This is a genomic window from Rhodococcus marinonascens NBRC 14363, assembly GCF_001894885.1.
GTDB classification, from domain to species: Bacteria; Actinomycetota; Actinomycetes; order Mycobacteriales; family Mycobacteriaceae; genus Rhodococcus_F; species Rhodococcus_F marinonascens.
The window spans coordinates 15346-40894 of the sequence record NZ_BCXB01000009.1 but is presented as its reverse complement, the minus strand read 5'-3'; the positions used below and the strand labels follow the sequence as shown (position 1 = coordinate 40894).

General features: G+C 64.6%; 25 protein-coding genes. 8 read left to right on the top strand and 17 right to left on the bottom strand.

The window, feature by feature from the left end; all coding sequences use genetic code 11:
• The first annotated feature begins 178 nt into the window (after positions 1-178).
• From RM2_RS08350 to RM2_RS08330, 5 genes are read left to right on the top strand one after another with little or no spacing between them, the layout of a single operon-like run.
• The gene (locus RM2_RS08350) at positions 179-1900 is read left to right on the top strand and encodes a nitrite/sulfite reductase (RefSeq protein ID WP_072688372.1); all 1722 of its coding nucleotides are present in this window, start codon (positions 179-181) and stop codon (positions 1898-1900) included.
• Positions 1901-1905: 5 nt separating this feature from the next.
• The gene (locus RM2_RS08345) at positions 1906-2613 is read left to right on the top strand and encodes a phosphoadenylyl-sulfate reductase (protein ID WP_072688489.1); all 708 of its coding nucleotides are present in this window, start codon (positions 1906-1908) and stop codon (positions 2611-2613) included.
• The gene (cysD, locus tag RM2_RS08340; RefSeq protein WP_072688490.1) at positions 2610-3557 is read left to right on the top strand and encodes a sulfate adenylyltransferase subunit CysD; all 948 of its coding nucleotides are present in this window, start codon (positions 2610-2612) and stop codon (positions 3555-3557) included. Before RM2_RS08345 ends, cysD begins: the two co-directional genes overlap by 4 nt.
• A 2-nt stretch (positions 3558-3559) precedes the next feature.
• On the top strand, positions 3560-4879 hold the full coding sequence (locus tag RM2_RS08335) for a sulfate adenylyltransferase subunit 1 (protein WP_072688371.1): 1320 nt from the start codon (positions 3560-3562) through the stop codon (positions 4877-4879).
• Positions 4880-4882: 3 nt separating this feature from the next.
• A complete protein-coding gene (locus tag RM2_RS08330) occupies positions 4883-5641 on the top strand; it encodes a sirohydrochlorin chelatase (protein ID WP_072688370.1) in 759 nt (252 codons plus the stop codon).
• On the opposite strand, the gene RM2_RS08325 is transcribed toward RM2_RS08330, so the two are convergent.
• The 6 genes from RM2_RS08325 to RM2_RS08300 all read right to left on the bottom strand — a co-directional run bounded on the left by RM2_RS08325 (position 5577) and on the right by RM2_RS08300 (position 11468).
• A complete protein-coding gene (locus RM2_RS08325; RefSeq protein WP_072688369.1) occupies positions 5577-6626 on the bottom strand; it encodes an aminotransferase class I/II-fold pyridoxal phosphate-dependent enzyme in 1050 nt (349 codons plus the stop codon). The genes RM2_RS08330 and RM2_RS08325 overlap by 65 nt on opposite strands.
• Position 6627: 1 nt before the next feature.
• Positions 6628-7650, bottom strand: a complete 1023-nt coding sequence (locus RM2_RS08320) for a 3-oxoacyl-ACP synthase III family protein (RefSeq protein WP_072688368.1) — start codon at positions 7648-7650, stop codon at positions 6628-6630.
• A gap of 4 nt (positions 7651-7654) precedes the next feature.
• Positions 7655-8308 carry an SRPBCC family protein gene (locus RM2_RS08315; protein ID WP_072688367.1) on the bottom strand — a complete coding sequence of 218 codons (654 nt, stop codon included), beginning with the start codon at positions 8306-8308 and terminating at the stop codon, positions 7655-7657.
• Positions 8305-10023 carry a thiamine pyrophosphate-binding protein gene (locus tag RM2_RS08310; protein ID WP_072688366.1) on the bottom strand — a complete coding sequence of 573 codons (1719 nt, stop codon included), beginning with the start codon at positions 10021-10023 and terminating at the stop codon, positions 8305-8307. Before RM2_RS08310 ends, RM2_RS08315 begins: the two co-directional genes overlap by 4 nt.
• A 156-nt stretch (positions 10024-10179) precedes the next feature.
• Complete coding sequence (locus tag RM2_RS08305; protein WP_072688365.1) at positions 10180-10965, bottom strand: zf-HC2 domain-containing protein; 786 nt, start codon at positions 10963-10965, stop codon at positions 10180-10182.
• On the bottom strand, positions 10962-11468 hold the full coding sequence (locus RM2_RS08300) for a sigma-70 family RNA polymerase sigma factor (RefSeq protein ID WP_072688364.1): 507 nt from the start codon (positions 11466-11468) through the stop codon (positions 10962-10964). Before RM2_RS08300 ends, RM2_RS08305 begins: the two co-directional genes overlap by 4 nt.
• Before the next feature lie 157 nt (positions 11469-11625).
• On the opposite strand from RM2_RS08300, the gene RM2_RS08295 reads away from it, so the two are divergent.
• On the top strand, positions 11626-12501 hold the full coding sequence (locus RM2_RS08295; protein WP_072688488.1) for a universal stress protein: 876 nt from the start codon (positions 11626-11628) through the stop codon (positions 12499-12501).
• A gap of 43 nt (positions 12502-12544) precedes the next feature.
• On the opposite strand, the gene RM2_RS08290 is transcribed toward RM2_RS08295, so the two are convergent.
• The 6 genes from RM2_RS08290 to RM2_RS08265 all read right to left on the bottom strand — a co-directional run bounded on the left by RM2_RS08290 (position 12545) and on the right by RM2_RS08265 (position 16856).
• Positions 12545-13558: a sulfate/molybdate ABC transporter ATP-binding protein gene (locus tag RM2_RS08290; protein WP_072688363.1), complete on the bottom strand. Its 1014-nt coding sequence runs from the start codon at positions 13556-13558 to the stop codon at positions 12545-12547.
• Positions 13555-14361, bottom strand: a complete 807-nt coding sequence (locus tag RM2_RS08285; protein WP_072688362.1) for a sulfate ABC transporter permease — start codon at positions 14359-14361, stop codon at positions 13555-13557. The genes RM2_RS08290 and RM2_RS08285 overlap by 4 nt, the downstream gene beginning before the upstream one ends.
• On the bottom strand, positions 14358-15239 hold the full coding sequence (gene cysT, locus RM2_RS08280; protein ID WP_084721699.1) for a sulfate ABC transporter permease subunit CysT: 882 nt from the start codon (positions 15237-15239) through the stop codon (positions 14358-14360). Before cysT ends, RM2_RS08285 begins: the two co-directional genes overlap by 4 nt.
• A gap of 7 nt (positions 15240-15246) precedes the next feature.
• The gene (locus RM2_RS08275; RefSeq protein ID WP_072688361.1) at positions 15247-16278 is read right to left on the bottom strand and encodes a sulfate ABC transporter substrate-binding protein; all 1032 of its coding nucleotides are present in this window, start codon (positions 16276-16278) and stop codon (positions 15247-15249) included.
• Positions 16279-16450: 172 nt separating this feature from the next.
• On the bottom strand, positions 16451-16540 hold the full coding sequence (locus tag RM2_RS25850; RefSeq protein WP_332309173.1) for an Ms4533A family Cys-rich leader peptide: 90 nt from the start codon (positions 16538-16540) through the stop codon (positions 16451-16453).
• A 124-nt stretch (positions 16541-16664) separates the two neighbouring features.
• Positions 16665-16856 carry a hypothetical protein gene (locus RM2_RS08265; protein WP_072688359.1) on the bottom strand — a complete coding sequence of 64 codons (192 nt, stop codon included), beginning with the start codon at positions 16854-16856 and terminating at the stop codon, positions 16665-16667.
• A 78-nt stretch (positions 16857-16934) separates the two neighbouring features.
• Between RM2_RS08265 and RM2_RS08260 the strand changes: the two genes are divergently transcribed.
• A complete protein-coding gene (locus tag RM2_RS08260) occupies positions 16935-18887 on the top strand; it encodes a glycoside hydrolase family 15 protein (protein ID WP_072688486.1) in 1953 nt (650 codons plus the stop codon).
• 43 nt (positions 18888-18930) lie between these two features.
• Here the strand turns inward: RM2_RS08260 and RM2_RS08255 are convergent, their stop codons facing one another.
• From RM2_RS08255 to RM2_RS08245, 3 genes are all read right to left on the bottom strand, one after another.
• Entirely contained in the window at positions 18931-19869 is a 939-nt protein-coding gene (locus tag RM2_RS08255; RefSeq protein WP_072688485.1) for an NAD(P)H-dependent flavin oxidoreductase, read from the bottom strand.
• 71 nt (positions 19870-19940) lie between these two features.
• Entirely contained in the window at positions 19941-21782 is a 1842-nt protein-coding gene (gene lepA, locus RM2_RS08250; protein WP_072688358.1) for a translation elongation factor 4, read from the bottom strand.
• A gap of 98 nt (positions 21783-21880) precedes the next feature.
• Positions 21881-22726, bottom strand: a complete 846-nt coding sequence (locus tag RM2_RS08245; RefSeq protein ID WP_245813782.1) for an SGNH/GDSL hydrolase family protein — start codon at positions 22724-22726, stop codon at positions 21881-21883.
• Between the two features lie 130 nt (positions 22727-22856).
• Between RM2_RS08245 and RM2_RS08240 the strand changes: the two genes are divergently transcribed.
• Positions 22857-23435 (top strand): type II toxin-antitoxin system PemK/MazF family toxin, encoded by a 579-nt coding sequence (locus RM2_RS08240; protein WP_072688357.1) that lies wholly within the window; start codon positions 22857-22859, stop codon positions 23433-23435.
• 36 nt (positions 23436-23471) lie between these two features.
• Here the strand turns inward: RM2_RS08240 and RM2_RS08235 are convergent, their stop codons facing one another.
• The gene (locus RM2_RS08235; RefSeq protein WP_072688483.1) at positions 23472-24233 is read right to left on the bottom strand and encodes an SGNH/GDSL hydrolase family protein; all 762 of its coding nucleotides are present in this window, start codon (positions 24231-24233) and stop codon (positions 23472-23474) included.
• 182 nt (positions 24234-24415) lie between these two features.
• Positions 24416-25189, bottom strand: coding sequence for an aquaporin (locus RM2_RS08230; RefSeq protein ID WP_072688482.1), 774 nt, complete (start codon positions 25187-25189; stop codon positions 24416-24418).
• Between the last annotated feature and the right edge of the window lie 360 nt (positions 25190-25549).

The following is a 25549-nucleotide window of genomic DNA, read 5'->3' as shown; positions in this document are numbered from 1 at the left end:
CGGCGCCACGTCGATCTCAAGCGCGTCTGCGGCGGCAGCTGTCTGCCCTGTATCGGGCGATAGCCAGCCCGTCAGCCCGTTCATTCTTCTCGACTTCCGGCCGGATTCGAATGCGCTGAGCGAGGTCGACCCTCGTCCTCGGCTCGGCCGGTGCACGTGAGAATCAGGAGCGTTTTTTATGACGTCGACCTCCGACGCCTCCCCAGCTGCCGTCGAGGCAGCCCCCGTGCGCACGCGCACGGCGAAACCGGCCCGACGACGCGCCGAGGGCCAGTGGGCTCTCGGCTATCGCGAGCCGCTCAATGCCAACGAGCAGGCCAAGAAGGACGACAACCCGCTCAACGTCCGGGCCCGCATCGAGAACATCTACTCGAAGCAGGGCTTCGACAGCATCGACAAGGGTGACCTGCGCGGCCGCATGCGCTGGTGGGGCCTCTACACCCAGCGTGAGCAGGGCTACGACGGCACCTTCACCGGTGACGAGAATATCGACCTCCTCGAGGCCAGGTACTTCATGATGAGGGTGCGCTGCGATGCCGGCGCACTGAACGTCGAGCAGCTGCGCACGCTCGCCGGGATTTCAACCGAGTTCGCACGAGACACCGCCGACCTGTCGGACCGCGAGAACGTCCAATACCACTGGATCGAGGTCGAGAACGTCCCCGAGATCTGGAAGCGCCTCGAGGGCGTCGGCCTGAAGACCACCGAGGCGTGCGGCGACTGCCCCCGTGTCGTGCTCGGCTCGCCGCTGGCCGGCCAGTCGTTCGACGAAGTGCTCGACCCGACCCCCGCGATCGACGAGATCGTCCGCCGCTACATCGGCAGGCCCGAATACTCCAACCTGCCGCGCAAGTTCAAGACCGCAATCTCGGGCCAGCAGGACGTAGTGCACGAGATCAACGACATCGCGTTTGTGGGGGTCAACCACCCCGAGCACGGTCCCGGCCTTGATCTGTGGGTCGGCGGCGGCCTGTCCACCAACCCGATGTTGGCGCAGCGCGTCGGTGTCTGGGTTCCGCTCGACGAGGTGCCCGACGTATGGGAGGCCGTCGTCTCGATTTTCCGCGACTACGGCTACCGTCGGCTGCGTTCCAAGGCCCGGCTTAAATTCCTCATCAAGGACTGGGGCATCGAAAAGTTCCGTGAGGTACTCGAGACGGAATACCTGAAGCGCAGGCTTCTCGACGGCCCCGCCCCTGAGAAGCCCATCCGCCCGATCGACCACATCGGAGTACAGAAGACCCGAAACGGTCTCAATGCGGTCGGCGTCGCCCCCATCGCGGGCCGCGTGTCCGGGGCGATCTTGACGAAGGTCGCCGACGCCGCCGAGCGCGCGGGCAGCGACAAGATCCGGTTCACGCCGTACCAGAAGCTGATCATTCTCGACGTCGCCGACGACAAGCTCGAGCGACTGATCGCCGATCTCGACGAGATCGGCCTGCCCGCCCGCCCGTCGCACTGGCGCAAGAATCTGATGGCCTGCTCGGGCATCGAGTTCTGCAAGCTGTCGTTCGCCGAGACGAGGAAACGCTCACAGGCCCTGGTACCCGAGCTCGATCGGCGCCTCGACGACATCAATGCTCAGCTCGACGTGCCGGTGACTATCAACATCAACGGCTGCCCCAACTCGTGCGCGCGTTCGCAGATCGCCGACATCGGATTCAAAGGACAGCTCGTCGACGACGGTGAAGGCAACCAGGTGGAGGGCTTTCAGGTCCACCTCGGCGGCAGCCTCGGCCTCGACAGCGGTTTCGGCCGGAAGTTGCGCCAGCACAAGGTGACCACCGACGAGCTCGGCGACTACATCGACCGCGTGGTCCGGCAGTTCGTGAAGCAGCGCAACGAGAGTGAGCGCTTCGCGGAATGGGCTGTGCGCGCAGAAGAAGGAGACTTGCGATGACTGCGATGAAATTGACAACGGCTAGCCAGGACGATCTTCGGCAGCTCGCCGCGCAGGGTGCGGCAAACCTCGAAGGCGCCACCGCGCAGGAATTGCTGCAGTGGACCGAGGACACATTCGGAGACAGCTACATCGTGGCGTCGAACATGCAGGACGCCGTCCTCGTGCACCTGGCCACCCAGGTCCACCCCGGCGTGGACGTGTTGTTCCTCGAAACCGGGTACCACTTCGCCGAGACCATCGGGACCCGTGACGCGGTGGAACAGGTGTACGGCGTGAACATCATCAACGCGAAGGCCGAGGCGTCGGTCGCCGAGCAGGATGCCGCGGAGGGCAAGGACCTGTTCGCCCGCGACCCCAGCCGGTGCTGCGCGTTACGCAAGGTTGCCCCGTTGAAGAAGACGCTCGCCGGCTACCAGGCGTGGGTCACCGGTATCCGGCGTGTCGAGGCCCCGACCCGCGCCAATGCCCCCTTGATCTCGTTCGACGAGGCTTTCGGGCTGGTGAAGATCAACCCGATCGCCGCGTGGTCGGACGAAGACATGCAGGCCTACATCGACGAGCACTCGATTCTGGTGAATCCGCTCGTGGACGAGGGCTATCCGTCCATCGGGTGCGCTCCGTGCACCCGCAAGCCTGCCCCCGGCACCGACCCGCGCAGCGGTCGCTGGGCCGGTCTGGCCAAGACAGAATGCGGGTTGCACTCATCATGACAATCGACATCTCCCCTTCCCCGACCGTGGCACGACCGCAACTCGACGGATCCCAGTTCGATACCCTCGACGCCCTCGAGTCGGAAGCGATCCACATCTTCCGCGAGGTGGCGGGCGAGTTCGAGCGCCCCGTCATCCTGTTCTCCGGTGGCAAAGACTCGACGGTGCTGCTGCACCTGGCGATCAAGGCGTTCTGGCCGGCTCCGCTACCGTTCGCGTTGCTGCACGTCGACACAGGCCACAACCTGCCCGAGGTTCTGGACTTCCGCGACCACGTCGTATCGAGGTACAACCTGCGCCTGCACGTGGCAAAGGTCGAGGACTATCTGGCCGACGGCAGGCTCACCGAGCGTCCTGACGGCATCCGCAACCCCCTGCAGACCGTTCCACTGCTCGACGCGATCTCCGAGAACCGTTTCGACGCGGTCTTCGGCGGCGCTCGCCGTGACGAGGAGCGCGCCCGCGCGAAGGAGCGGATCTTCTCACTACGCAACTCGTTCGGCCAGTGGGACCCGAAGAAGCAGCGTCCCGAACTGTGGAACCTGTACAACGGCAAGCACTCTCCCGGTGAGCAGGTTCGGGTCTTCCCGCTCAGCAACTTTACCGAGCTCGACATCTGGCGCTACATCGCGCGTGACGACGTGGAGCTCGCGAGCATCTACTACGCGCACCAGCGTCCGGTGTACCAGCGCGATGGCATGTGGATGACGCCCGGAGTCTGGGGCGGACCGACCGAGAGTGAAGACCTGCAGACGCTGTCGGTGCGCTACCGCACTGTCGGCGACGGCTCCACCACTGGTGCGGTGCTGTCCGACGCCGCTGACAACGAGGCGATCCTCGCCGAGGTCGCGGCGTCCCGGCTGACCGAGCGCGGCGCCACCCGCGGCGACGACCGAGTTTCCGAAGCGGCCATGGAAGACCGCAAGCGAGAGGGCTACTTCTGACCATGAGCGACCTTCACGAGCGAAGCCTGCGTAGCGAGACGCAACTTCTGCGACTCGCTACCGCGGGCAGCGTCGACGACGGCAAGTCCACCCTCGTGGGCCGGCTGTTGTTCGACACCAAATCGGTTCTCGCCGATCAGATAGACGCAGTCACCCGTGCGTCGGTCGACAAGGGCCTGTCCACGCCCGACCTCTCGCTTCTCGTCGACGGACTGCGGGCCGAACGCGAGCAGGGCATCACGATCGACGTGGCCTACCGGTACTTCGCGACGCCGCGCCGCTCGTTCGTGCTCGCCGACACCCCCGGTCACGTGCAGTACACCCGAAATACGGTCTCCGGCGCGTCCACCGCACAGTTGGTGATCCTGTTGGTCGACGCCCGCAAGGGGGTCATCTCCCAGACCCGCAAGCACGCCGCCGTACTGGCACTGCTCGGCGTTCCCAGGCTGGTGCTCGCGGTCAACAAGATCGACCTGGTCGAGAACCCGGCCACGGTGTTCGCAGACATTTCGGCCGAGTTCAACTCCCTCACGCGTTCGCTGGGCTGGTCGTCGGGTGACGTCCTCGAGATCCCGGTGTCCGCACTGAACGGCGACAACGTGGCCGAGCGCTCGGAGAATACCCCGTACTACGACGGCCCGACGCTCATCGAGCACCTCGAGTCCGTGCCTGTGGACGGCGAACCGCACCGGGTGGGCTTGCGGTTCCCAGTGCAGTACGTGATCCGGCCGCGCACACCCGAGTTCCCCGACTACCGCGGCTACGCCGGGCAGGTCGCTGCCGGCGAGGTGCGTCCGGGCGACGAGATCGTGATTCTGCCGTCCGGCGTGCGGACCACGGTCGAGCGGATCGACACAGCCGACGGAGAACTGGATGTCGCGCGTGCGGGCCGCAGCGTGACCGTCGTACTCACCGACGACGTGGACGTGTCCCGCGGCGACACCATCGCGTCCGCGACCGACGCACCGGAGCCCCTCGGCGAGTTCGACGCCACCGTGTGCTGGCTGGCCGAGAAGCCTCTGCGCCCCGGTGCCCGACTGCTCCTCAAGCACGGCACGAAGACCACGCAGGCCATTGTCGCATCACTGGTGGAGCGCCTCGACGAGCAGGAGCTTGCCTCCGACCCGAACCCGGAGTCATTGGAGCTCAACGAAATCGGGAAGCTCTCGGTTCGGGTCGCCGAGCCGATCGCCGCCGACGACTATACCGTCAACCGGCACACCGGCAGCTTCCTGCTGATCGACCCGGCAAGCGGCAATACGCTCGCCGCAGGTTTGATCGGAGACGCCCTCTCCGCGGTGGAACTAGGCAACCGCGTCTAAGAAGTGACGCCCCCGCTGATCGCTGTCGCCCACGGCAGTCGTGACCCCCGCAGTGCGCGAGTGGTGGCGACTGCCGTGTCGGCGCTCCGTGCGCAGCGACCAGACCTCGACGTCCGGTTGTGTTTCCTCGACCTCAACGCACCATCCGTCGATCAGGTTCTCGACGCCGTCGCCGCCGAGGGACACCCCTCAGCGGTGGTGGTGCCGATGCTGCTGGGCAGCGCTTTTCATGCGCGCGTCGACCTTCCCGGATTGCTCGACGCCGTCCGCCTGCGCCACCCCCACCTGCACGTCCAACAGGCCGACGTGCTCGGGCAGGACACGCGCTTGATCGACGCCGTTCGCGATCGCATCGTCGAAGCCGGTGGCTCGACCGGGGACTCCGGTCTCGGTGTGATCCTCGCCGCCGTCGGCTCCTCGGACCTGGCCACCAATGCTCGTACCCGGGCACTGGCCGAGTCAGTCGTCGCGGGCACTTCCTGGTCGGGCGGTATCACCTGTTTCGCCACCTCCGCCGAACCCACCGTGCAGCAGGCGATCTCAACCGCAAGACACGTGGGTGCCGACCGCATCGTCATTGCGCCCTGGTTCCTGGCCCCGGGACTGCTCACGGACCGCCTCAGCCACGCTGCGGAAACCTGCGGGCCCGGCATCACCTATGCCGCCACCATCGGACCGCATCCCGGGTTGCTCGACGTCATGCTCGACCGCTACTGGCAAACACTTGCACTTCTTCAGGAATTCCACGCACTGTCGGCCTGAGGGCGGACAGCACCGCGCGGCCCGCGGCAGGATCGCCCACTGCGATCCGAGCCGCGCCACCCGGGTAAGTGCGCGCGCGAATGCCGGCGCGGGCCAGTGCGTCGCCGACACTCTCGCCCGGGATGTACAGGAAATTTGCGTGACTGCGGACGACCGGCACTCCCCAACCACGCAACGCCCTTCGCAATGCGTCCCGTTCCGAGACAATGGCGGACACCCGATCGAGGAGTTCGCCTTCCGCTGCGTACGACGCCGTGACGGCGGCGACGGCGGCGCTCCCCATCCCGAACGGTATTTGCAATGTTCGAATCTTCCGCGCCAAAACCGCACTCGCGAACCCGAATCCGATGCGCAATCCCGCCAGTCCGTACGCCTTGGAGAACGTTCTCAGGAAGACAACGTTCGGATGCTCGGCGATGATACGGTGCGCGTCCAGGACCAGGCCGCGGTCGACGAATTCCAAATAGGCCTCGTCGAGGACGACGACCACCCTCTTCGGGACACGACGGAGGAAGGTCTTCAGTTCGCCGGCATCGACAAGCGTCCCCGTTGGATTGTGCGGACGGCAAACTACGACGAGCCGAGTGCGGTCGTCGATCGCGTTCGCCATCGCAATCAGATCCTGCCCACCGTCCTGAAGGATCGGCACCGGGACCGCGCCGAGCGACGCCATTTCCGCCAGAATGGGGTAGCCGTCGAACGTGGGAGCGGTGTACACGATCCGCTCCCCCGGCCGCGCGACGGACTGCATGATCTGCATCGCGACACCGGTGGCGCCCGCACCCACCACTACTTGATCACTTTCGAGCCCTTCGTGATTCGCGATGACGTCGATCAGTCGGTGGGGTAGGAACTCCGGATACCGCTGCACCTGATGCATGACGTCGACGAGCGCCGAGGCCACCGAAGGCAACGGGGCGAAAGGGTTCTCGCTCAGCGCGAGATCGAATCCAGCGCTGGGTTGTACGATCGTCGGGCTCGCCATCTCACACCCCCACCGGCGCTGCACCCCATCGGACCGCTCCGGCGCCCGCGAAATCCCCCGCATGCGCGAAGGCAGACATCATCACCAACGATCCGTTGGGGATACGGCCAGCCCTGTTCTCTGTGTCGAGAGTCACGGGTATCGCTGCGCCGAACAGGTTCCCGCATTCGTCGAACGTGTCGGGGTGGCGTTCTACCGGGAGTTCGAGCGCGTCGCGCCAATTGCGGAGGAACAACCTATTGGGCTGGTTGGTCACCAGGGTGTCGATGGCGGACGGTGCGATGTCTATCTGCTTGCACACCGCCATCGCAACCTCCGGGACGAGACGGTTCCCCCTGGCGAACACTTTCGCGATCTTCGATTCGGTGAATGCGATACGAAATTGCCCCGTTCCCGCCTCCCAGTACTTGCGGGGCGGATCCACCACACCGGTCATGTCCCCGGCGAACTCCGGGTAGGCGCGGCACTCGAGCCCGAGCACGGGCGCGGCCTCCGATTTCGCCAGCAGACACACACCTGCGCCATCACCCGGAATTGCCGATTCCGGTCGTGCGCGCACGTCCGACTGTATGCAGAACTGTCCGGCGCTGTTCTGCACCGAAACGATCAATGCGGTCGATGCGTCGCTGGTCTGCATGATCTGGCGGGCCAGCTTGATCATGTACACGAACGACGCGCAGCCTCCGTTGTGCAGGTCCACCACCCAGTCTGGGGTCATCCCCATCCGGCGCGCGAGATCTCCACCGGTGCCGAGGACGGGAACATCGGGCAGTTGGGTGTGAGTGATGAGGATATCGACGTTCGATATGGTCTCGGAGCCGTGCCGTTCGATCAACGGGGCGACGGCGCGTTCGGCCATGTCGACGGCATTCTCGTCACTTGCGATGTGGTGGCGGTATTTCGGCGACCGGAACATGACATTGTGCGCCAAACGGTCGGAGGTGGCGAACTGGGCGAAATAGTCTGCGCTCACACGGCTCTCGGGCAAATAGCTGGCGATATCGATCAGGCTGATCGTGTCCATATCTTCACTCACTCATCCACGTCGGGGTCACGGGCAGGTTGTTGGCCCAGCGGTATTCGCATATCGCCTTGAGATTGCTCGCCTCGAGTTGGTGTCCGGGACCGAACATTTCCCAGAGGTCGCCCACCCACTCGGTTCGACCCGCCGGTACCGTCTCTGGATACGGATTCTCGTCATAGAACGGGTGATGACAATTCGTCCACAGCACGACGGATCCGTCGACGTCGAGCACCGTGCGCGCGTCGACCACCCGCATCAGGTACACCATCCACAGATGTTTTCCCTGGTCCCAGGCACAGTGATAGTCGACGGTCCTCGCATCGGCGTGTGCCACCGTGCGCAGGTAGGTTTCGCCGCCCAGACGGTCGGTCGAGAGCCACAGCCCAGCTTCGTCCGTCGGGGCGAATCCCCGCAGACTGTAGGTCCACTCCTCGAGGCTGAGTGTGTGGGAGAGATAGCGGAACACCTCGTCCGGCGGACAGTTGATGTATTCGTTGACAGTGCAGTACTTTCCGAAGACCTGGTCGTGGGGGTACACCGATCTCATCATGTCCATGACTATTGGCAGCATCGCTTCACGGTCGGAGGTCTCGATACGGACCAGTCCGGACAGGTCCGCCGGGAGGTCGGACAACGCTGCGCTTCCTTGATTGGTCATCGGCGTACTCCATCTCGGGACCTGGATGTCCCATTCGTGTGTCCGGTGGGCAGGAATGCCCGGAATGGCGGTAACTCGTCCGCGTCGCAAGCGACTTCGATGATGGCCGGCCCCGCCGAACCCATCGTGGCCTGCAACGCGTCCATCAGGGCTGAACTCGTCTCGACCGTGTGCGATGCAAGTCCCGGGAACAGCGCGCCGACGCCTGCGGCGATGTGTGCGGGACGGAACCGGCTGTAGGTATATGCGCCCCCGAATTGCACCTGCTCTCGGGTCAGGCACATCGCGTGGGCATTGTTGTTGAATACGACGAATGTCACCGGCACGTCATACTCGACCGCTGTGTGGATCTCGAGTCCGTGCGCGTAAAATGCGCCGTCTCCCGCGATCACGATGGTCCGCCGTCCGCGCGAGAGCGCAGAACCGATCGCCGCACCGAAGGTGTACCCCATCCCGCCCATGCCCAGTGCGACGACGAACCGGCCGTCGCTCGGCACCGGAAGATGATGCACCACGGCAGCACCCGTGTTCCCCGCGTCGGCAAACACGTCGACACCGGCGGGCAGCACCGTGGCGAGCGCCTTCACCGCGTCCGTGTAGTGCAGGCCCGAGGTTTCGGTGGCCGGTACGTCGAGCGGCGTCGGATCACACTGTTCGACGAGTACAGGCGACGCGGCCGGTCCGATCTCGCTGACGAGTCGGCGCAACGTCACACGCAGATCTCGCGTCTGCGTGTGGTGTGCCTCGGTGAACGGGGATGCCGAACCAACGCTGTACACCAATGTCTTCTCCAGGACGGCGTCGAGGCCGCCGCTGGCCATCACCGGCAGTCTGGTGCCGACGAGCAGGCAGACGCAGGTGTCCTGCAGCGCGTCGGCGACATCCGAGTTGCCCATCACCCCGGTGACGCCGAGTCGCCCCGGCGCAAGCGGATCGACCACGTCCTTGGCGTCAGGCGTGACGGCTACCCGCGCACCGAGTGCATGCACGAGTTCGGCGAGTTCGGTCCGTGCGCCTTCCCTCGCGACCTCGTCACCAGCCACGATGACGACTCGGCCGTATTCGTCGCGCAGAGCGTCGGCAAGGCGTTTCACGTCCGGCGCCGCACGGCGCGGCATCGTCGGGGCCTCTCCTGGAGGCTCTGGAAACAACCCCAATTCTTGCTGGATATCTTTCGGCAGCAGCAGAACTGCCGGCCCACCACGGTGCGCCGCGGACAGCGCTTCGGCGAGTTGACGCTCCACGTGGAGCGGCGACTCGACGCGCGCGCAGTAGACCGACACCTCACCGAACAAGCGAGAAGCATCGATCGTCCCCGCCAGCCCACTCGTATCCTGGAATGCGCCCGCTCCTTCGAGCGTCGTCGGCGGTTGGCCGACCAACGCGAGAATCGCGGTGTGTGAGGCAAAAGCCTCACCAAGCCCGGCAACGAGGTTGAGTGCTCCTCCGCCGGACGTCGCCACCACCACCCCCAGTCGGTTCGACGTCCTGGCATAGCCGTCGGCCATCGTCGTCGCCGAGAATTCGTGTTTGGCGACGACGCCTTCGACAGCGCCCGAATGGTGAATCGCGTCGTACAAGTCCTCGATGTTCGCGCCGCCGACACCGAAGATGTGGCCGACCCCCTCCGCTGCCAGTGCCTCAACGATGTAATCGACGACGCGCATACTCCGACAGCCGTCGGCATTCCTCGGCTCGTCATGCGTGGTGTTCATCGGCAGACTCCCGTGTCGTGGATCGATGGGGCAACGTATCGGTATCTAGCTAGGTATACACACAAATAGGTGGTGCAGCGGGTTCACCCACGGCGGAACCTTTTTCGAAAGTGTTCGCGCAACGACGGGAACAGGACGATCGACACCACATTCCGCTCACAACGCCGTCGTCAGCAGAACTTGATTGTCGGCGACAGACCGCACGTCGATGCTCGCTATCGATTCGACGGGCAGGCTGGTGGTGCCTGTGGGCCGTACCGTCTGTCCGGCGTCGCCGGTCCAGGTGGCCAACTTCGTGACGACCCCCGAGTGATCGGTGACCGTCAGCGCGTAGTCCTCGGCGCCGGCGTAACCAGTGTCGCCGAGCAACGCCTCCGCATAGGAGCACCGAACGAGGATGACCGTGCCCCAGGACATCGATGCGACGGACGCATTCGCAGTGATCTTGGTTGGAACCAGAGGTGTGAAGACCGCCTCGGTCGTGTTCGCCCCGTCCGGGAGGACGCCCGTCGCCCCGTCCGGGAGGACGCCCGTCGCACTGACCGACGTCCCCGGTGTCCTGGTCTGTGTTACCAGCACACCGACAGGAACGGCGACGGCCACCACAGCGGCCGCGGCCGCGAGTGCGGCGGCGGCGCGCTGGTAGCGCCGCCGCCGCACTACGGTGCCCACCAGTCGAGTAAGCACGTGCGGCGCGGGCGGTTCCTCATGTTCGTCCGCCTGGTTCTCGGACAGGGCGCCCAGCGCGACCTCAGGGGAGATCTGGGCCAGCAACCCGGGCATCCCCGCCAGCTCGGCGACGGCGAGGGAGCATCGTCTGCAGCGCGCGAGGTGGCCTTCATATTCGCGCCGGTCACCAGGCGACAGAGCGCCCAGCACGTACGCCGCATCCCAGCTCGCGTACGGGTCGTCTTCGTGCGATTCGAAGTCGTCGATCGTCATCGGGTCACCCCCATTTCCTGCAGAGCCAATCGGAGGGCCCGCAATCCGTAATGCATGCGAGATTTCACCGTTCCTTCAGGTATTCCGAGTTCGTCAGCAATCTGGTGGGTCGACATTCCCTGGTAGTAGCTGAGGACGAGTACGGCCCGGTGGTCTGGAGTCAGTCGGACGAGGGCGTCGCCCATCATCCAGGAGTCGAGTGCGCCATCCCATCGGTCCGGTGCCGCCAGATCTGGGGTCGAGTTCATCCCGATCTCGCGCCGGGATCGTGCGCTGCGGTACTCGTCGAACACGAGGTTGCGGCCAACGGTGAACAGCCAGGCCCGCGCCGACGATTCGGATTGGTCGAGCACGTTCGGATGCTTCCACGCGCGCAGCAGTACTTCCTGCACGACGTCCTCGGCGCGGGCGCGGTCACCGGTCAACCTGAGCGCATACCGCCACAGTGCAGGCGCATGCTCCTCGTACAGAGCGCGCATCAGTTCTGTCTGGACATCCGGCACAGGTCACCACCTCTTGGCCATACACACGGTACAAGCACCCAATCGGTTCACCGCGGCACGAGACTGCTGCAAACCGCAGGTGGGAGCGCACAAGATTTACCTCTAGCGCACCACCACCCTCCTGGACCAGACTGATATGGAGGCGGTGAGAATTGCGATGACGACAACACGAATCAGACACGGGATCGTGGCAGGTATCGACGGATCGGAAGGTGCACTCGAGGCTGCGGCCTGGGCCGCATCCGCCGCGAGGCACCTCGATGAACCGCTACGCCTCGTCCACGTTCTGCCAAAGTACTTGAAATCCGACGACCAGATCGACGCAGGCAGTCACCCCGCCGGCGAGAAGTTACTCGACATCGCCGAACAGGTAGTACTCGATGGACAGCGGGACCTTCCCGTCGAGCGGAATGTCGAACCCGGCCCGCCCGCACACGCTCTGGTAGAACTCTCCAAGACGGCCCGCATGATGGTGCTCGGACCGGCCGCTACCAGTGAGATGAGGTCGGTGTATGTCGGTTCCGATGTCGTCCGGGTGTCGAATCGCGCCGAGTGCCCTGTCGTTGTCTGGCGCGGAATACAGGGGCACGAAGTCGGTACTGACCGGCCCGTCGTGGTGGGTGTGGACGGTAGCGAGCTGAGCGACATGGCCGTCGCCCACGCCTTCGAGTTCGCCGCATTCTTCGGCGCACCGCTCGTCGCCGTGCACACCTGGTCCGAGCACTCAACCCTCGGCGCGTGGTACTCGGAGGAAAGGCGTTTCACCGACTGGCAACCGCACGCACAACAAGAAACCGCCTTGCTGGCCGAGAGCCTGGCCGGGTGGAGCGAGAAGTACCCCGATGTCGCGGTCACCCGCTGTGTCGAGCGGGGCAAGCCGGCCAGAGTTCTCCTCGAGCACTCTGTCGACGCACAACTGATGGCCGTCGGCAGTCACGGGCGCACTCCGTTCACGGCCTCCATCGTGGGCTCGACGAGCCAGAGCCTCATCCACCACGCCCGGTGCCCGGTGCTCATCTGCCGGAAGGGTTGACACAGGCGGCCGGATCCCCTCCGGGCGTTCGTCCCGCCCAGAGCTACGGGGAGACGCGGACCTCGGCCTCCGGGAGGTCGGGCACCCGCGTTGCACGTGCGTACACGGTCTGCCCCTCTTCCAACCCGAGAGCCGCGCTGTCACCCCGCGTCACCTGGGCACAGAACGGTTCACCCGTCGCCTCGTTCCGAAGGTCGACCCGGACCTCGAAGCCGAGGTGCACCACGCGCTCGACTGTGGCCCGCGTAACGCCTAGCGATTCGGCAGTTCCCGAATTCTGGGCGAGCGCCATGCCCGGGTCCCGTCCGAGTCGGATGTCGTGCGGGCGAACCAGTTGGCCGTTGAGCTTGGCGACCGAGCCGAGGAAGGACATGACGAAGTCGTTGGCCGGACGGTCGTAGAGATCCTCTGGTTCACCGATCTGCTCGATCCGACCATTGTTGAGAACCGCGATCCGGTCGGCGACATCGAGTGCCTCCTCCTGATCGTGTGTGACGAGCACGGTGGTCACATTCACCTCGTCGTGTAGTCGACGCAGCCAGGTGCGCAGGTCCGTACGCACCTTCGCGTCGAGGGCACCGAACGGCTCGTCGAGCAACAGCACCTTCGGGTCGACGGCGAGTGCGCGCGCCAGCGCCATGCGCTGACGCTGACCACCGGACAGTTGCGCTGGATAGCGGTGCTGAAATCCGTCGAGGCCCACTATCGCGAGGAGTTCGTTGACCTTCTTACTGATCTCCGACTTCGGTCGCTTGCGGATTTTCAAGCCGAACGCGACGTTGTCGCGCACCGTCATGTGCTTGAAGGCTGCGTAGTGCTGGAACACGAAGCCGATGTCCCGCTTCTGAGGGGAGACGTTCGTGACATCGTTGCCGCCGATGACGACCGTGCCGGTGTCGAGTGTTTCGAGCCCGGCGATGGATCGGAGCAAAGTCGACTTGCCCGAACCACTCGGTCCCAGCAGCGCGGTGAGCGAACCCGAGGGAATGTCGAGGGTGACGTCGTCGAGAGCAGCAAAGGTCCCGTAGTTCTTGCGGGCGGCGGTCACGGTAATCACGTGGTACTCCTCTTACGGTCGAGCAGAGTCATCAGAAACAGGGTGATCAGCGCAATGCCCATCAGCAGAGTGGCCGCGGCGTACGCACCGAAGGTGTTGTGGTCGTCGATGTAGCGGGAGTGCACCAGCAGCGTCAGTGTCTGTGACACGCCCGGGAATCCCGAGGACACCATGATCACCGCACCGAACTCCCCGAGCGCTCGCGCGACGGTGAGGATCACGCCGTACGTCAGACCCCACCGAATTGCGGGCAGGGTGATCAACCGAAAGGTCTGCCACCGGTTGGCGCCGAGTGTCGCGGCGGCCTGTTCCTGATCCTCGCCGATCTCGCGCAGGACGGGTTCGACCTCCCGCACGACGAACGGCAAAGTCACGAACAAGGTGGCGATCACCATGCCGGGAAGCCCGAATATCACCTTGAATCCCAGCGAGTCCAGGCCACCGAACCAGCCGTTGACACCCCAGAGCAAGATCAGCGAGACACCGACCACGATGGGCGAGACCGCGAACGGAAGATCGACGACGGCCTGGACCAGCCCACGGCCGGGGAAGCGCCCGCGAACGAGCGCCAGAGCCGTAACGATCCCGAAGACGACGTTGACCGGGACGACGATCGCCACTATCAGCAGCGACAGATTGAGCGCGGAAATCGCGGCCGGCGTGCTGATCGATTCCACGAACGCGACGATGCCGTGCTGGAACGTTCGGAACAAGATGATGGCGATCGGCACCACCAGCAATCCGAACAGATAGAGCAGGGCGATCGTGCGCAGAGTGATCCGTGTGGGCGCCGACAGCTTCATTCCGCCTGCTCCTCACGACGCTGTCCCCGGTTCGAGAAAAGCCGGAGCGCGAACAACGTCACAAATGCAATGGCCAGGAGGACCACCGACACGGCCGCGGCAGCCGCGGGCCGATCGATTTCGATCTGCTGTTGAATGTATTGGGAAGCGACCTGAGTCTCTCGCGGAATGTTGCCGCCGATCAGAACGACGGATCCGTATTCGCCGATCGCGCGGGCGAACGCGAGCCCCGCACCGCCGATGATCGCCGGGGTCAGGGTCGGCAGAACCACCTTGCGGAAGATCGTCATGTTGTCCGCACCGAGCGAGGCCGCGGCCTCCTCCACTTCTTTGTCCACCTCGATCAGTACCGGCTGTACCGAGCGAACGACGAACGGCAACGTCACGAACGCGAGGGCCACGATCAGTCCCGGCTGCGTGGCGTTCAGCTGAATACCGATCGGGCTCTCCGGGCCGTAGAGGGACAGCAGCACGATGCTGGCCACGATGGTCGGCAGCGCAAAGGGCAAGTCGATCAGCGCGTTGACGATCCGTTTGCCGGGGAACTCGTCTCGCACGAGTACCCACGCGATCAGAGTGCCCATGATCACGTTGATCACGGCCACCACCACAGACACGAACACGGTCACGCGCAGCGAAGCCAGCGCAGCCGGGCTGGTGATCGCGTCCCAGAAACCGCCGAGGCCGTCGCCGAAGGATGCGGCGGTGAGCGCAGCGAGGGGCAGAACCACCATGATGCTCAGCCACAGCGTCGCGATGCCGATACCGAGAGGTCCCACCGTTCCGGTGACCCGGGCGACCTTCCGCCGGATGGGTGGAACCGGCGGAGCCTGCGCCGTGATGGCGCCTCCGCTCATCGTTGTCTGTGTGTCGCTCACGTCGGTCTTACCTGGTTGCATTGTCGTAAATCATGGCGATGGACCCGGAGTCATCGGCGAACAATTCGGAATCGACCGCGGACCAGCCGCCGAGATCGGCGATGGTCCACAGCATGGTCGGTTCCGGAAACTTGTCGGTGAACTCCAACTTCACGGCGGGATCGACCGGGCGGAACCCCGCCTGTGCCCACAGCCTCTGCGCCTCGGTCGTGTACAGGAAGTCCTTGAACGCGACGGCCTTCCCGAGGTTCTTGCTGTTCGCCATTACAGCGACGGGATTCTCGATCTTGAAGGTGGTCGGGGGTGTCACATGCTCGACGGGATCGCCGTGCTCCTCGATGAACAGGGCCTCGTTCTCGTAGCTGAGCAGGACGTCACCCGTGCCCTGCAGGAACGCCTCGGACGCCTCACGCCCCGACTTCGGCTGGATCTTCACATGATCGTTCACGAGCGAGGTGATGTAGGCGAGGCCGGCCGCCGGGTCCTGGCCGCCGTTACTCTTGGCCGCATAGGGGGCGAGCAGATCCCATTTCGCAGATCCGGAACTGAACGGGTTGGGGGCCACCACCTCCACGCCCGGACGAAGCAGGTCGTCCCAGTCACGGATGTTCTTCGGGTTTCCGTCCCGCACGACCAGTGTGACGACCGAACCGAACGGAATTCCGTTGTAGGCGTCCTGGTTCCAACCTCTGTCGACGAGCCCGACATCGACGAGACGGGTGATGTCGGGTTCGACGGAGAAATTGACGACGTCGGCGTCGGCACCGTCCTTCACTTTGCGGGACTGGTCGCCGGAGGCACCGTAGGACGGCTGAATCTTCACGCCCTCACCCGCCTCGGTTGCGTCGAACGCGGGAAACATCTTGTCGAAGCCAGGCTTCGGAACTGCGTAGGCGTACAGATTGATCGTGCCTGCGCTGCCGTCCCCGCCTACCGTATCGCCGCCGACAGTATCGCTCGTGCCACCACTGCACGCGGTCAGCGCCACTACTCCGAGCGTCATGATGGCCGGGAGGAAACGACGAGAACAGCGCCGCATGGGGACACCTTCCTGAAATGAGGAGTGGTACGAAAGAACAGCGAGACAAATTCCGGGTGGGGATGCAGGCATCGTCGGCCCGGATTCCGGGGGCACGTGTCGGCTCGGTGGAACGAGCGCGCACGGGGGTTCTCAGCACCACCTGGGGCCGCAAGCGACGTGCGAGGACAGATCAGCAACAGTCGATATCGGCGACTGCAAGCATGCCGACCGCGATCAACGCCAATTCATGGCGGATCTGGTGTACGGCGGCTTCAGACACGCCGTGAACTTTATCAGAGGCCGGACCAACCACTCGAATCGAACAGGCTACCTGGTGAGCAGCCAGGCAACGACCACGAGAACGATGAGCGCGAGCAGTGCGAGAGTGACGCGTGAGCGTGGCATCAGGGTTCCTCCACCTTCGAGACGTCACGCTTGAGCAGGACGAAGACTGTGACCAGACCACGATCGAGCAGCCATGCCAATATTCGGCACACCGGCACCATCACCAGCAGCACGAGAGCAACCTGTGGAACGAACGGGAGTCCGGTGATCCATAGCTCGAAGCTGTCCCACCAACTCGCTATCCGGTCCACGGGCCTTACCTTATCCTTCGCCGACACGCCTGGGCCGCACAGGTGGACGCCGCGGCGGAAGCGGTCGATGATATGCAGATGGTGTCCACCGATGCACACTCCTCAGGCCGGCCCCACGCGACCCCGCACCATCGCCATTCTTTTCCGCCGATCGACGACTACGCCTTCCTTTCGGACTGCGAGTCCACCTGCCTGATCGCCCGCAACGGGTCCGTCGAGTGGATGTGCATTCCGCGACCGGACTCGCCCAGCGTCTTCGGTGCCGTCCTCGACCGCAGTGCGGGACATTTCCGTATCGGACCATACGGGCAGAACGTGCCCGCTGCCCGCCGCTATCTTCCCGGTGGACTGATCGTCGAGACCACGTGGCAGACCGAGACGGGGTGGCTCATCGTGCGCGACGCCCTGGTGCTCGGTCCGTGGCACAACATCGAGGAGCGCTCCCGCTCCCACCGCCGCACCCCCACCGACTGGGATGCCGAGCACATCCTGCTCCGCACGGTGAAGTGCGTCAACGGAACGGTCGAAATCGAAATGAGCTGTGAACCAGCCTTCGACTATCACCGCGGTACTGCGCAATGGGAGTACACCGGCAAGGTCTACGAGGAGGCCACGGCCATCTGCAAGTCGAGCCTTCCGGGCGATCACCCCACACTGAAACTGACCACGAACATGAAGATCGGGCTGGAGGGCCGCGAGGCCCGCTCCCGCACGCGGATGGTCGAAGGTGACAATGTGTTCGTGGCGCTGTCGTGGTCCCACATGCCCGCACCACAGACCTTCGACGAGGCCGCCGACAAGATGTGGCAGACGGCGAAGTGCTGGCGGGAGTGGATCACCATCGGCCGATTCCCCGACCACCAGTGGCGCGGTTACCTCCAGCGCAGCGCCCTGACGCTCAAGGGCTTGACCTACACCCCGACGGGCGCGCTGCTCGCTGCGTCGACGACCTCCCTGCCGGAAGCACCCGGCGGCGAACGGAACTGGGACTACCGCTATGCGTGGGTTCGCGATTCGACGTTTGCGCTGTGGGGGCTCTACAGCCTCGGGCTCGACCGAGAGGCCAACGATTTCTTCTCTTTCCTCTATGACGTGTCGAGCGCCGATGACGGCCACCTCCATCCGCTTCAGGTGATGTACGGCGTGGGTGGCGAGCACACGCTCGAGGAATCGGAGTTGCCTCATCTTTCCGGCTACGACGGAGCCCGGCCGGTCCGGATCGGCAACGGCGCCTACGATCAAGTCCAGCACGATATCTGGGGAACGATCCTCGATTCGGTGTACCTGCACGTGAGATCTCGGGAACGGGTCCCCGAGACACTGTGGCCGATGCTCAAACGCCAGGTCGAGGAGGCGGTCAAGCATTGGCGACTGCCTGACCGTGGGATCTGGGAGGTGCGCGGCGAGCCGCAGCACTTCACGTCGTCGAAGATCATGTGCTGGGTGGCCCTAGACCGGGGCGCGAAACTTGCCGAACTGCAGGGCGAGACGAGCTACGCGCAGCAGTGGTCCAAATTGGCCGACGAGATCAAGGAAGACATCCTCGAACACGGTGTCGATGCGCGCGGGGTACTCACCCAGCGGTACGGCAGCGACGACCTCGACGCCTCTCTACTTCTCGCCCCTCTGCTCCGGTTCCTTCCCGCCGACGACCCTCGCATCCGTGCCACTGTGCTCGCCATCGCCGACGAGCTGACCGAAAACGGGCTGGTGCTGCGCTACCGGGTGGAGACCACCGACGACGGCCTGTCGGGAAAGGAGGGCACATTCACGATCTGCTCGTTCTGGCTCGTATCGGCCCTCGTCGAGATCGGGGAACTCAACCGCGCCAAGTGTCTCTGTGATCGGCTCCTCGGATTCGCGAGCCCCCTCGAGTTGTACGCCGAGGAGATCGACTCCGATTCCGGTCGGCACCTCGGGAATTTCCCTCAGGCGTTCACCCACCTGGCGCTGATCAATGCCGTATTGCACGTCATCCGCGCCGAGGAGTCCGCGGCGGGCATGTTCCAGCCTGCTCACAGCACCATCTGAGCAGCTCGAGGCCAACGCCACCCACCGGCGGATTCCGTGCGGGCTACTTGTCGAAGCGGTGCAGCAACCGTTCGGCATCGGCCGCGATCTGCCGTACGACCGCACCGGCGGGCCGCTCCGACGTGACGAGGCCGGCAGCCTCGCCGGCGTACACGACACCGAGATCGGGGTTGTTGGGATCGTACGCGGAGGCGAGTTCCTCTCCGGGAGCGTCGCTGCCGTGCCACCGCGAGGTGAACTCGTTTCTCAGCGCCCTCCCACCCCATCGCTCGGGCCAGGGTTGACTGCGCGCCTGATCGAACACCGAGGTGTACACGGTGTCGGTGCTTCGCGCGGCGATGATCCTATTCCGGGCATACTCGGGTCCGATGGTCTCGGGGCTGGCCAGAAGCGCCGTCCCGATCATCGCACCCTCTGCGCCCGCGGCGAGGACTGCGGCGAGACCGCGGCCCGTCGCGATACCGCCTGCCGCCAACACCGGCAGCTCGGTGGCGTCGAGGATCTCCTGCAGTAGTGGCAACGTCCCGATCCGGCCTGTGTGCCCGCCCGCCTCACCTCCCTGAACGATGACGAAGTCGACACCTGCGGCCTCCACGACACGTAGATCGTCGATCGTGTTCACCTGAGACACCACCAACGCGCCCGCGGCACGAACCCGCTCCACGTAGGGTGCGGGGTCACCGAAGGAGAGCGACACGATCCGCGGATTCTCGGCGAGCGCGGCATCTAGCATGGCATCGCTCTCGTCGAGCGACCACGTCATCAACCCGATCCCGAAGGCGTCGCCGCCGATCCTCCGCGCGACCGCCGCCTCCCTCGCGACCCACTCCGGGGTGTCATAGCGCGCGGCGCCGAGAAGCCCGAGCCCACCCGCCTTCGACACCTCACCGACGAGGATCCCACCAGCTCGACCACCCATCGGAGCACCGAGGATCGGCACCTCGATTCCCAGTGTCCGCGTGAGCCACGTTTCAAGAGCCACGTTCTGCACCTACTTTCGATCACACCCCGTCAGAGAACAACAGGAATACAGGGCACTAATTCTTGGGGGCACTACTTCTTGGGCTTGTCCCCGACTGCCTCGGAGGACAGGGCGGCCACGAAGGCCTCCTGCGGAACCTCCACCCGGCCAATGGTCTTCATGCGCTTCTTACCCTCCTTCTGCTTCTCGAGCAGTTTGCGCTTACGACTGATGTCGCCGCCGTAGCACTTGGCGAGTACGTCCTTGCGGATCGCGCGGATGTTTTCACGCGAGATGATCTTCGACCCGATCGCAGCCTGGATCGGCACCTCGAATTGCTGACGGGGGATGAGCTCGCGCAGCTTCGACGTCATCCGGCCGCCATACGCGCCGGCCGCGGAGCGGTGCACGATCGACGAAAACGCGTCGACGGCCTCACCCTGCAGCAGGATGTCCACCTTCACCAGATCCGCCTGCTGCTCACCCGACTCCTCGTAGTCGAGGCTGGCGTAACCCTTGGTTCGAGACTTCAGAGCGTCGAAGAAATCGAACATGATCTCGCCCATAGGCATCTCATATCGCAATTCGACGCGCGTCTCGGACAGGTAGTCCATGCCCCCGAGTTCGCCGCGTCGGTTCTGACACAGTTCCATGATCGCGCCGATGAATTCGCTCGGCGCGATGACGGTGCACTTGGCCATCGGCTCGTAGACCTCGCGCAGTTTGCCCTCGGGCCAGTACGACGGGTTGGTGACGATGTGCTCGGTGTCGTCCTCCATCACCACCCGATACACCACGTTCGGTGAGGTGGAGATCAGTTCGAGCCCGAATTCGCGTTCGAGCCGGTCCCGGGTGATTTCCATGTGCAGCAGTCCCAGGAACCCGCAGCGGAACCCGAATCCGAGCGCCACCGACGTCTCCGGTTCGTAGGCGAGCGCGGCGTCGTTGAGCCGCAACTTGTCGAGCGCGTCGCGCAATACCGGGTAGTCGGACCCGTCGAGCGGGTAGAGACCCGAGTAGACCATCGGCTTGGGGTCGCGGTAGCCCACGAGGGGCTCCGTCGCTCCGCCACGCGCCGATGTGACGGTGTCACCGACCCGCGACTGCCGCACGTCCTTCACGCCGGTAATGAGGTAGCCGACCTCGCCGACACCGAGGCCGATACTGGCCTTCGGCTCGGGCGAGATGATGCCGACCTCGATCAATTCGTGGGTGGTTCCCGACGACATCATCGTGATCTTCTCGCGGGGCGAGATCCGGCCGTCCACCACACGCACGTAGGTGACCACGCCGCGGTAGGCGTCGTACACCGAGTCGAAGATCATGGCCCGCGCCGGGCCGTCGGCGTCACCGACAGGCGCGGGAACCTGCCGCACGACCTCGTCGAGCAGTTCCTTCACACCCATGCCCGTCTTGCCGGACACGCGCAGCACGTCACCCGGTTCGCACCCGGTGATGTGGGCAATCTCCTCGGCGTACCGATCGGGATCGGCGGCAGGCAGGTCGATCTTGTTGAGCACCGGGATGATGGTGAGGTCCTTCTCCATCGCCAGGTACAGGTTGGCAAGAGTCTGCGCTTCGATGCCCTGCGCGGCATCGACCAGCAGAACAGCCCCTTCACATGCCTCCAGTGCCCGCGACACCTCGTAGGTGAAGTCGACGTGCCCGGGGGTGTCGATGAGGTGGATGACGAATTCTTCGTCACCCACCATCCACGGGAGCCGGACGTTCTGCGCCTTGATCGTGATGCCGCGCTCGCGCTCGATATCCATGCGGTCGAGGTACTGGGCACGCATCTGCCGTTCCTCGACCACACCGGTGAGCTGAAGCATCCGGTCTGCCAGCGTCGACTTGCCGTGATCGATGTGCGCGATGATGCAGAAATTCCGGATCCGAGCGGGATCCGTGAACGTCTTGTCGGCGAAGCTGCTGATGGGGGACCCCTAACCTGGACCGGCACCGGCCCGGTTCCGGGCCGCTGTCACCGCTCAGGATATCCAATTGGCAACTCCGCTCCCGCCCAGGACCCGGCTCAGTACCCCAGCTCGTCTGCAATCATGTCTGCGACAGCCTGCATACCCCGCTCGTTGAAGTGGCCGGGCTGGGCATCAGAGGTCGGGGTCAGGCCCTCGAACCACTTGTCCTCGGGTGCGGCGCACGGATCGTGCCCGCCGTCGATAATGGCCTTGCCGATGTCGATGTAATGCGCGCCATACTTTCGCGCCGCATCGACATACACCTGGTTGAACCGCTCGAAGTATGTGACCATCCACTGTGCATCGGCATCCGAGTACGGAATCGACGGCCAGCAACCGCGATTGCCCACTGCCCCGCCGTGTCCGACGATCACGATCTCGGCGTTCGGTGCCTTCTCCGCAATCGCACCGATTGCACGATCCACCATGGAAGCGACCTTCGCGGTGCCTTCGACCGCCTTCTCCTCGACGTCAGGGTTGTTTCGGCAGTTTCGATCGCCATCCGGGATCGGAATCGCACAGCTCTCGCGGGTGATGACTACGTGGTTCGAGTCCACCCCGTCGATGCTGATCGTGACGGGATCTGTGCCCGGACCCAGAGCCTCCAACTGCGCAGGCGCGACCGTCGTACCGATCTGCTGCGGAGTGTCGACAACATGCTCGACCTGCGCTGCGATGCACGATACGTCCGTGAAGCTCGCGACGTCGGCGATCCGGGCCAGCTTCGAAGCGAAATTCTGGTCCGAGCGCATGCATAAGTCGCGATGCGAAAGCGTATTGATGAAGGGCCCGGCCGCACGTGAATCACCCAGGGCGACATAGTCGAGGCCCTCGGTGCGGTTGTCCGCGGCCGCACCGCCCGTAGCCGCCACCGTCGATGCGACCAGAGAACAGACGACCACAGCTCCCCGCACCCGCCATGAACTCGACTTCCCTGCGCCCACCCTCTTCAATGAACTGCTCCCCCTTTGACGAACTGCGCCACGGCGATGGCGCATCGGTATTCCGTTTCGCGCCTACTAAACTCACTGCATGGCGAGCGCGTGGAGCGGCATCGGAAAATCTGGTATCGGAAAAGCAATGGGCCGAATCGTACGGGACAAGGGTCCCGAGCTGTTACAGCGGTTGCAGAAGTCGGGTGCGTTGGACCGCGCTGCCGGTGTCCTCACCAGGTCGACGGCCACCGGGCAGGAGACCGCACCCGGCCGGCCGGTCAGCGCGAATGCCGCGCCGACAGCCCATCGGGCCCGAAAGGTCGAGTACTCCCCCGACCTCGACGGTCGCGCCGATCCCGGTGAAATCGTCTGGACCTGGACGACATACGAGGAGGATCCGAGTCAGGGCAAAGACCGTCCCGTCCTCGTCGTCGGACGCGACGGCGACACACTGCTCGGACTGATGCTGTCGTCGCAGAGCAGGCACGAGGGCGACCGGGACTGGATCGCGATCGGCTCGGGCTCATGGGACTCGAAAGGCCGTCCGAGCTGGATCCGTCTCGACCGGGTGCTCGACGTCCCGGAGGCTGGGATCCGTCGTGAGGGCGCGATCATGGACCCGGACAGGTTCGAGGCTGTCGCGAAACGCCTGCGGGCGGACTTCAGTTGGCGGTGATGCCCCAGTCCCCGAGATTCCCAGTAACTGAGATCCTCAGTACCCGAGATCCTCGGCGACCATGTCGGCGATCTCTGCCATCGCGATCGCGTTGGGATGGGCCGGCTCTGCCGGGGACTGTGGGAGCAGTCCCTCGAACCATCGCTGTCCGGTAGGTGCGCACGCGTCGTGTCCGCCGTCGACGGCCGCCTTCCCGATATCGATGTAGTGGACCCCGTACTTTGCCGCCGCATCGACATAGATCTGGTTGAACCGCTCGAAATACCCGTTCAACCAGATCGCGTCAGCATCGGATACCGGCATGTTCGGCCAGCATCCGCGCACACCGACGGAACCGCCGTGCCCGATCACGTAGACCTCGGCCTTCGGCGCCTTCGCGACGATGGCAGCGACCACGGCATCGACCTGGGGTGCCATCCGCTCAATGCCCTCGACCGCGAGTTGCTCCGCCTGTGGATTGTCGCGACAGCGAGCATCCGCCCCGGGGGCGATCGCACCGCAGCGCACCGACACCGGCAGGTGGTTGGAGTCGCCTCCACCGATGCTCAACGTCACAAGGTCGGTGTCCGCTCCGAGGAACTCGATCTGCGGCGGGGCGAAGCCTGTCCCGACGAACTGCGGGGTGTCGATCACGTGGCCCGGCTTTGCCGCCGAGCAGGTGACGTCGGTGAAACTCGCAGCGCCGATTCGCGCCGCCAGTTCGGCTGGGTAGTTCACGTCCGGCGAGCGAAGACACAGATCCCGGTGCGAAGAGGGGGCAATGAGTGGCCCCGAGGCCCGGGAATCGCCCAATGCCACATAGTTCAGTCTCGCCCGCGGGGCATCCTCGGCGGCGGTGGCGGTCACGGGGGCCACCACTGTGAGCGCGAGAACCACGCTCGTCAGAGTTCCGGCCCGCAGGCCCTTGCTCGTCGACACCCGTGTCCCCCGCTCGTTCCGTGCCGGACCTACCAGCGCGGAATGCTACTACCAAGCAATGCTCAACTCTGCAGTCGGTCATCGCGGCCGAACAGCGACCGGTATGTCAGCGCACCCACCGCACCACCGATCAGCGGAAACACGATGAACACCCACACCTGGGACAGCGCACCGTCTTGATAGGGCGCAACGGCGAGGCTGCGGACCGGATTGACGGAAGTGTTGTCGATCGGGATCGACGCGAGGTTGATCACGGCGAGGGTGAATCCGATCGAGATCCCGGCCAGCGGAACGTTCGAGATCCGGTCGGTCGACGCGAGGATTACAAATACCAGTAGCGCGGTGAAGAGGACTTCGACGGTCATCGCCGCACCGATGCCGTATCCGTTCTGGACGATCCCGCCGAGCGGTCCTTCAGTGGCCGATGGGCTGTGCGCACCCCAGCCGTTGGCGGCCAAGCCGTCGTCGGCCCGGTTGTAGGACGGAAGGCTTTGGGCGATCAGATAAATCACGGCACCAGCGACGAGACCACCGATGACCTGCGCGGCAATGTACACCCCCGCCTTCGCGACGGATAACCGACCGAGCACCAACTGCCCGACGGTGACGGCCGGGTTGACGTGGCAGCCAGAAATGGAGCCGATGGCGTAAATGAGGAAGAGAAGTGTCAGACCGAATGCCAGTGCTATACCGAGGTTCCCGACCTTCGCTCCGGCAAAGACGGCCGTACCCACCGCACAGAAGACCAGAATGAACGTACCGATCGCCTCGGCGCCGAATATTCTGAGATCCGAGACCGGTTCGACTTCTGCGTATTCCTTCGAGGTTGGAGACACTGAACCCACCTTCTTGGAAATGGATCGTTCGTCCTGCTGCCCACGAATATGGCTCAGACTCTACGGCAATTGCGATCGCCGCGAATTCGGAATCTGCCACTCTGCGAGCGGAGTAAAGCCTTCTCAACAGCGGGTGTCCGTATCCCTCCACCCGGCAACCGAACTCTTCACGGCCCGGCGATCGCCCAGATGTTCCTCGGATTCGACTACGAACGCCGATGGACCCGTCTTGGACGCCAACCTGACGCCACGACTACCAAGATGCAGATGGCGAGGACGTAGGGCACGCCGATCTGATCTCGTGGAAGCAGGCAGAACGCTAGAAGTCCTCGGGCGCCGTCGCAGACCGGTGTCTGTCCT

Excerpts from the sequence above, each read along its gene's own strand:
- RM2_RS08350 (WP_072688372.1), top strand. The coding sequence starts at position 179 with ATGACGTCGACCTCCGACGCCTCCCCAGCTGCCGTCGAGGCAGCCCCC.
- RM2_RS08345 (WP_072688489.1), top strand. The coding sequence starts at position 1,906 with ATGAAATTGACAACGGCTAGCCAGGACGATCTTCGGCAGCTCGCCGCG.
- cysD (WP_072688490.1), top strand. The coding sequence starts at position 2,610 with ATGACAATCGACATCTCCCCTTCCCCGACCGTGGCACGACCGCAACTC.
- RM2_RS08335 (WP_072688371.1), top strand. The coding sequence starts at position 3,560 with ATGAGCGACCTTCACGAGCGAAGCCTGCGTAGCGAGACGCAACTTCTG.
- RM2_RS08325 (WP_072688369.1), bottom strand. The coding sequence starts at position 6,626 with ATGGCGAGCCCGACGATCGTACAACCCAGCGCTGGATTCGATCTCGCG.
- RM2_RS08320 (WP_072688368.1), bottom strand. The coding sequence starts at position 7,650 with ATGGACACGATCAGCCTGATCGATATCGCCAGCTATTTGCCCGAGAGC.
- RM2_RS08315 (WP_072688367.1), bottom strand. The coding sequence starts at position 8,308 with ATGACCAATCAAGGAAGCGCAGCGTTGTCCGACCTCCCGGCGGACCTG.
- RM2_RS08310 (WP_072688366.1), bottom strand. The coding sequence starts at position 10,023 with ATGAACACCACGCATGACGAGCCGAGGAATGCCGACGGCTGTCGGAGT.
- RM2_RS08305 (WP_072688365.1), bottom strand. The coding sequence starts at position 10,965 with ATGACGATCGACGACTTCGAATCGCACGAAGACGACCCGTACGCGAGC.
- RM2_RS08295 (WP_072688488.1), top strand. The coding sequence starts at position 11,626 with ATGACGACAACACGAATCAGACACGGGATCGTGGCAGGTATCGACGGA.
- RM2_RS08285 (WP_072688362.1), bottom strand. The coding sequence starts at position 14,361 with ATGAAGCTGTCGGCGCCCACACGGATCACTCTGCGCACGATCGCCCTG.
- RM2_RS08275 (WP_072688361.1), bottom strand. The coding sequence starts at position 16,278 with ATGCGGCGCTGTTCTCGTCGTTTCCTCCCGGCCATCATGACGCTCGGA.
- RM2_RS08260 (WP_072688486.1), top strand. The coding sequence starts at position 16,935 with ATGGTGTCCACCGATGCACACTCCTCAGGCCGGCCCCACGCGACCCCG.
- RM2_RS08240 (WP_072688357.1), top strand. The coding sequence starts at position 22,857 with ATGGCGAGCGCGTGGAGCGGCATCGGAAAATCTGGTATCGGAAAAGCA.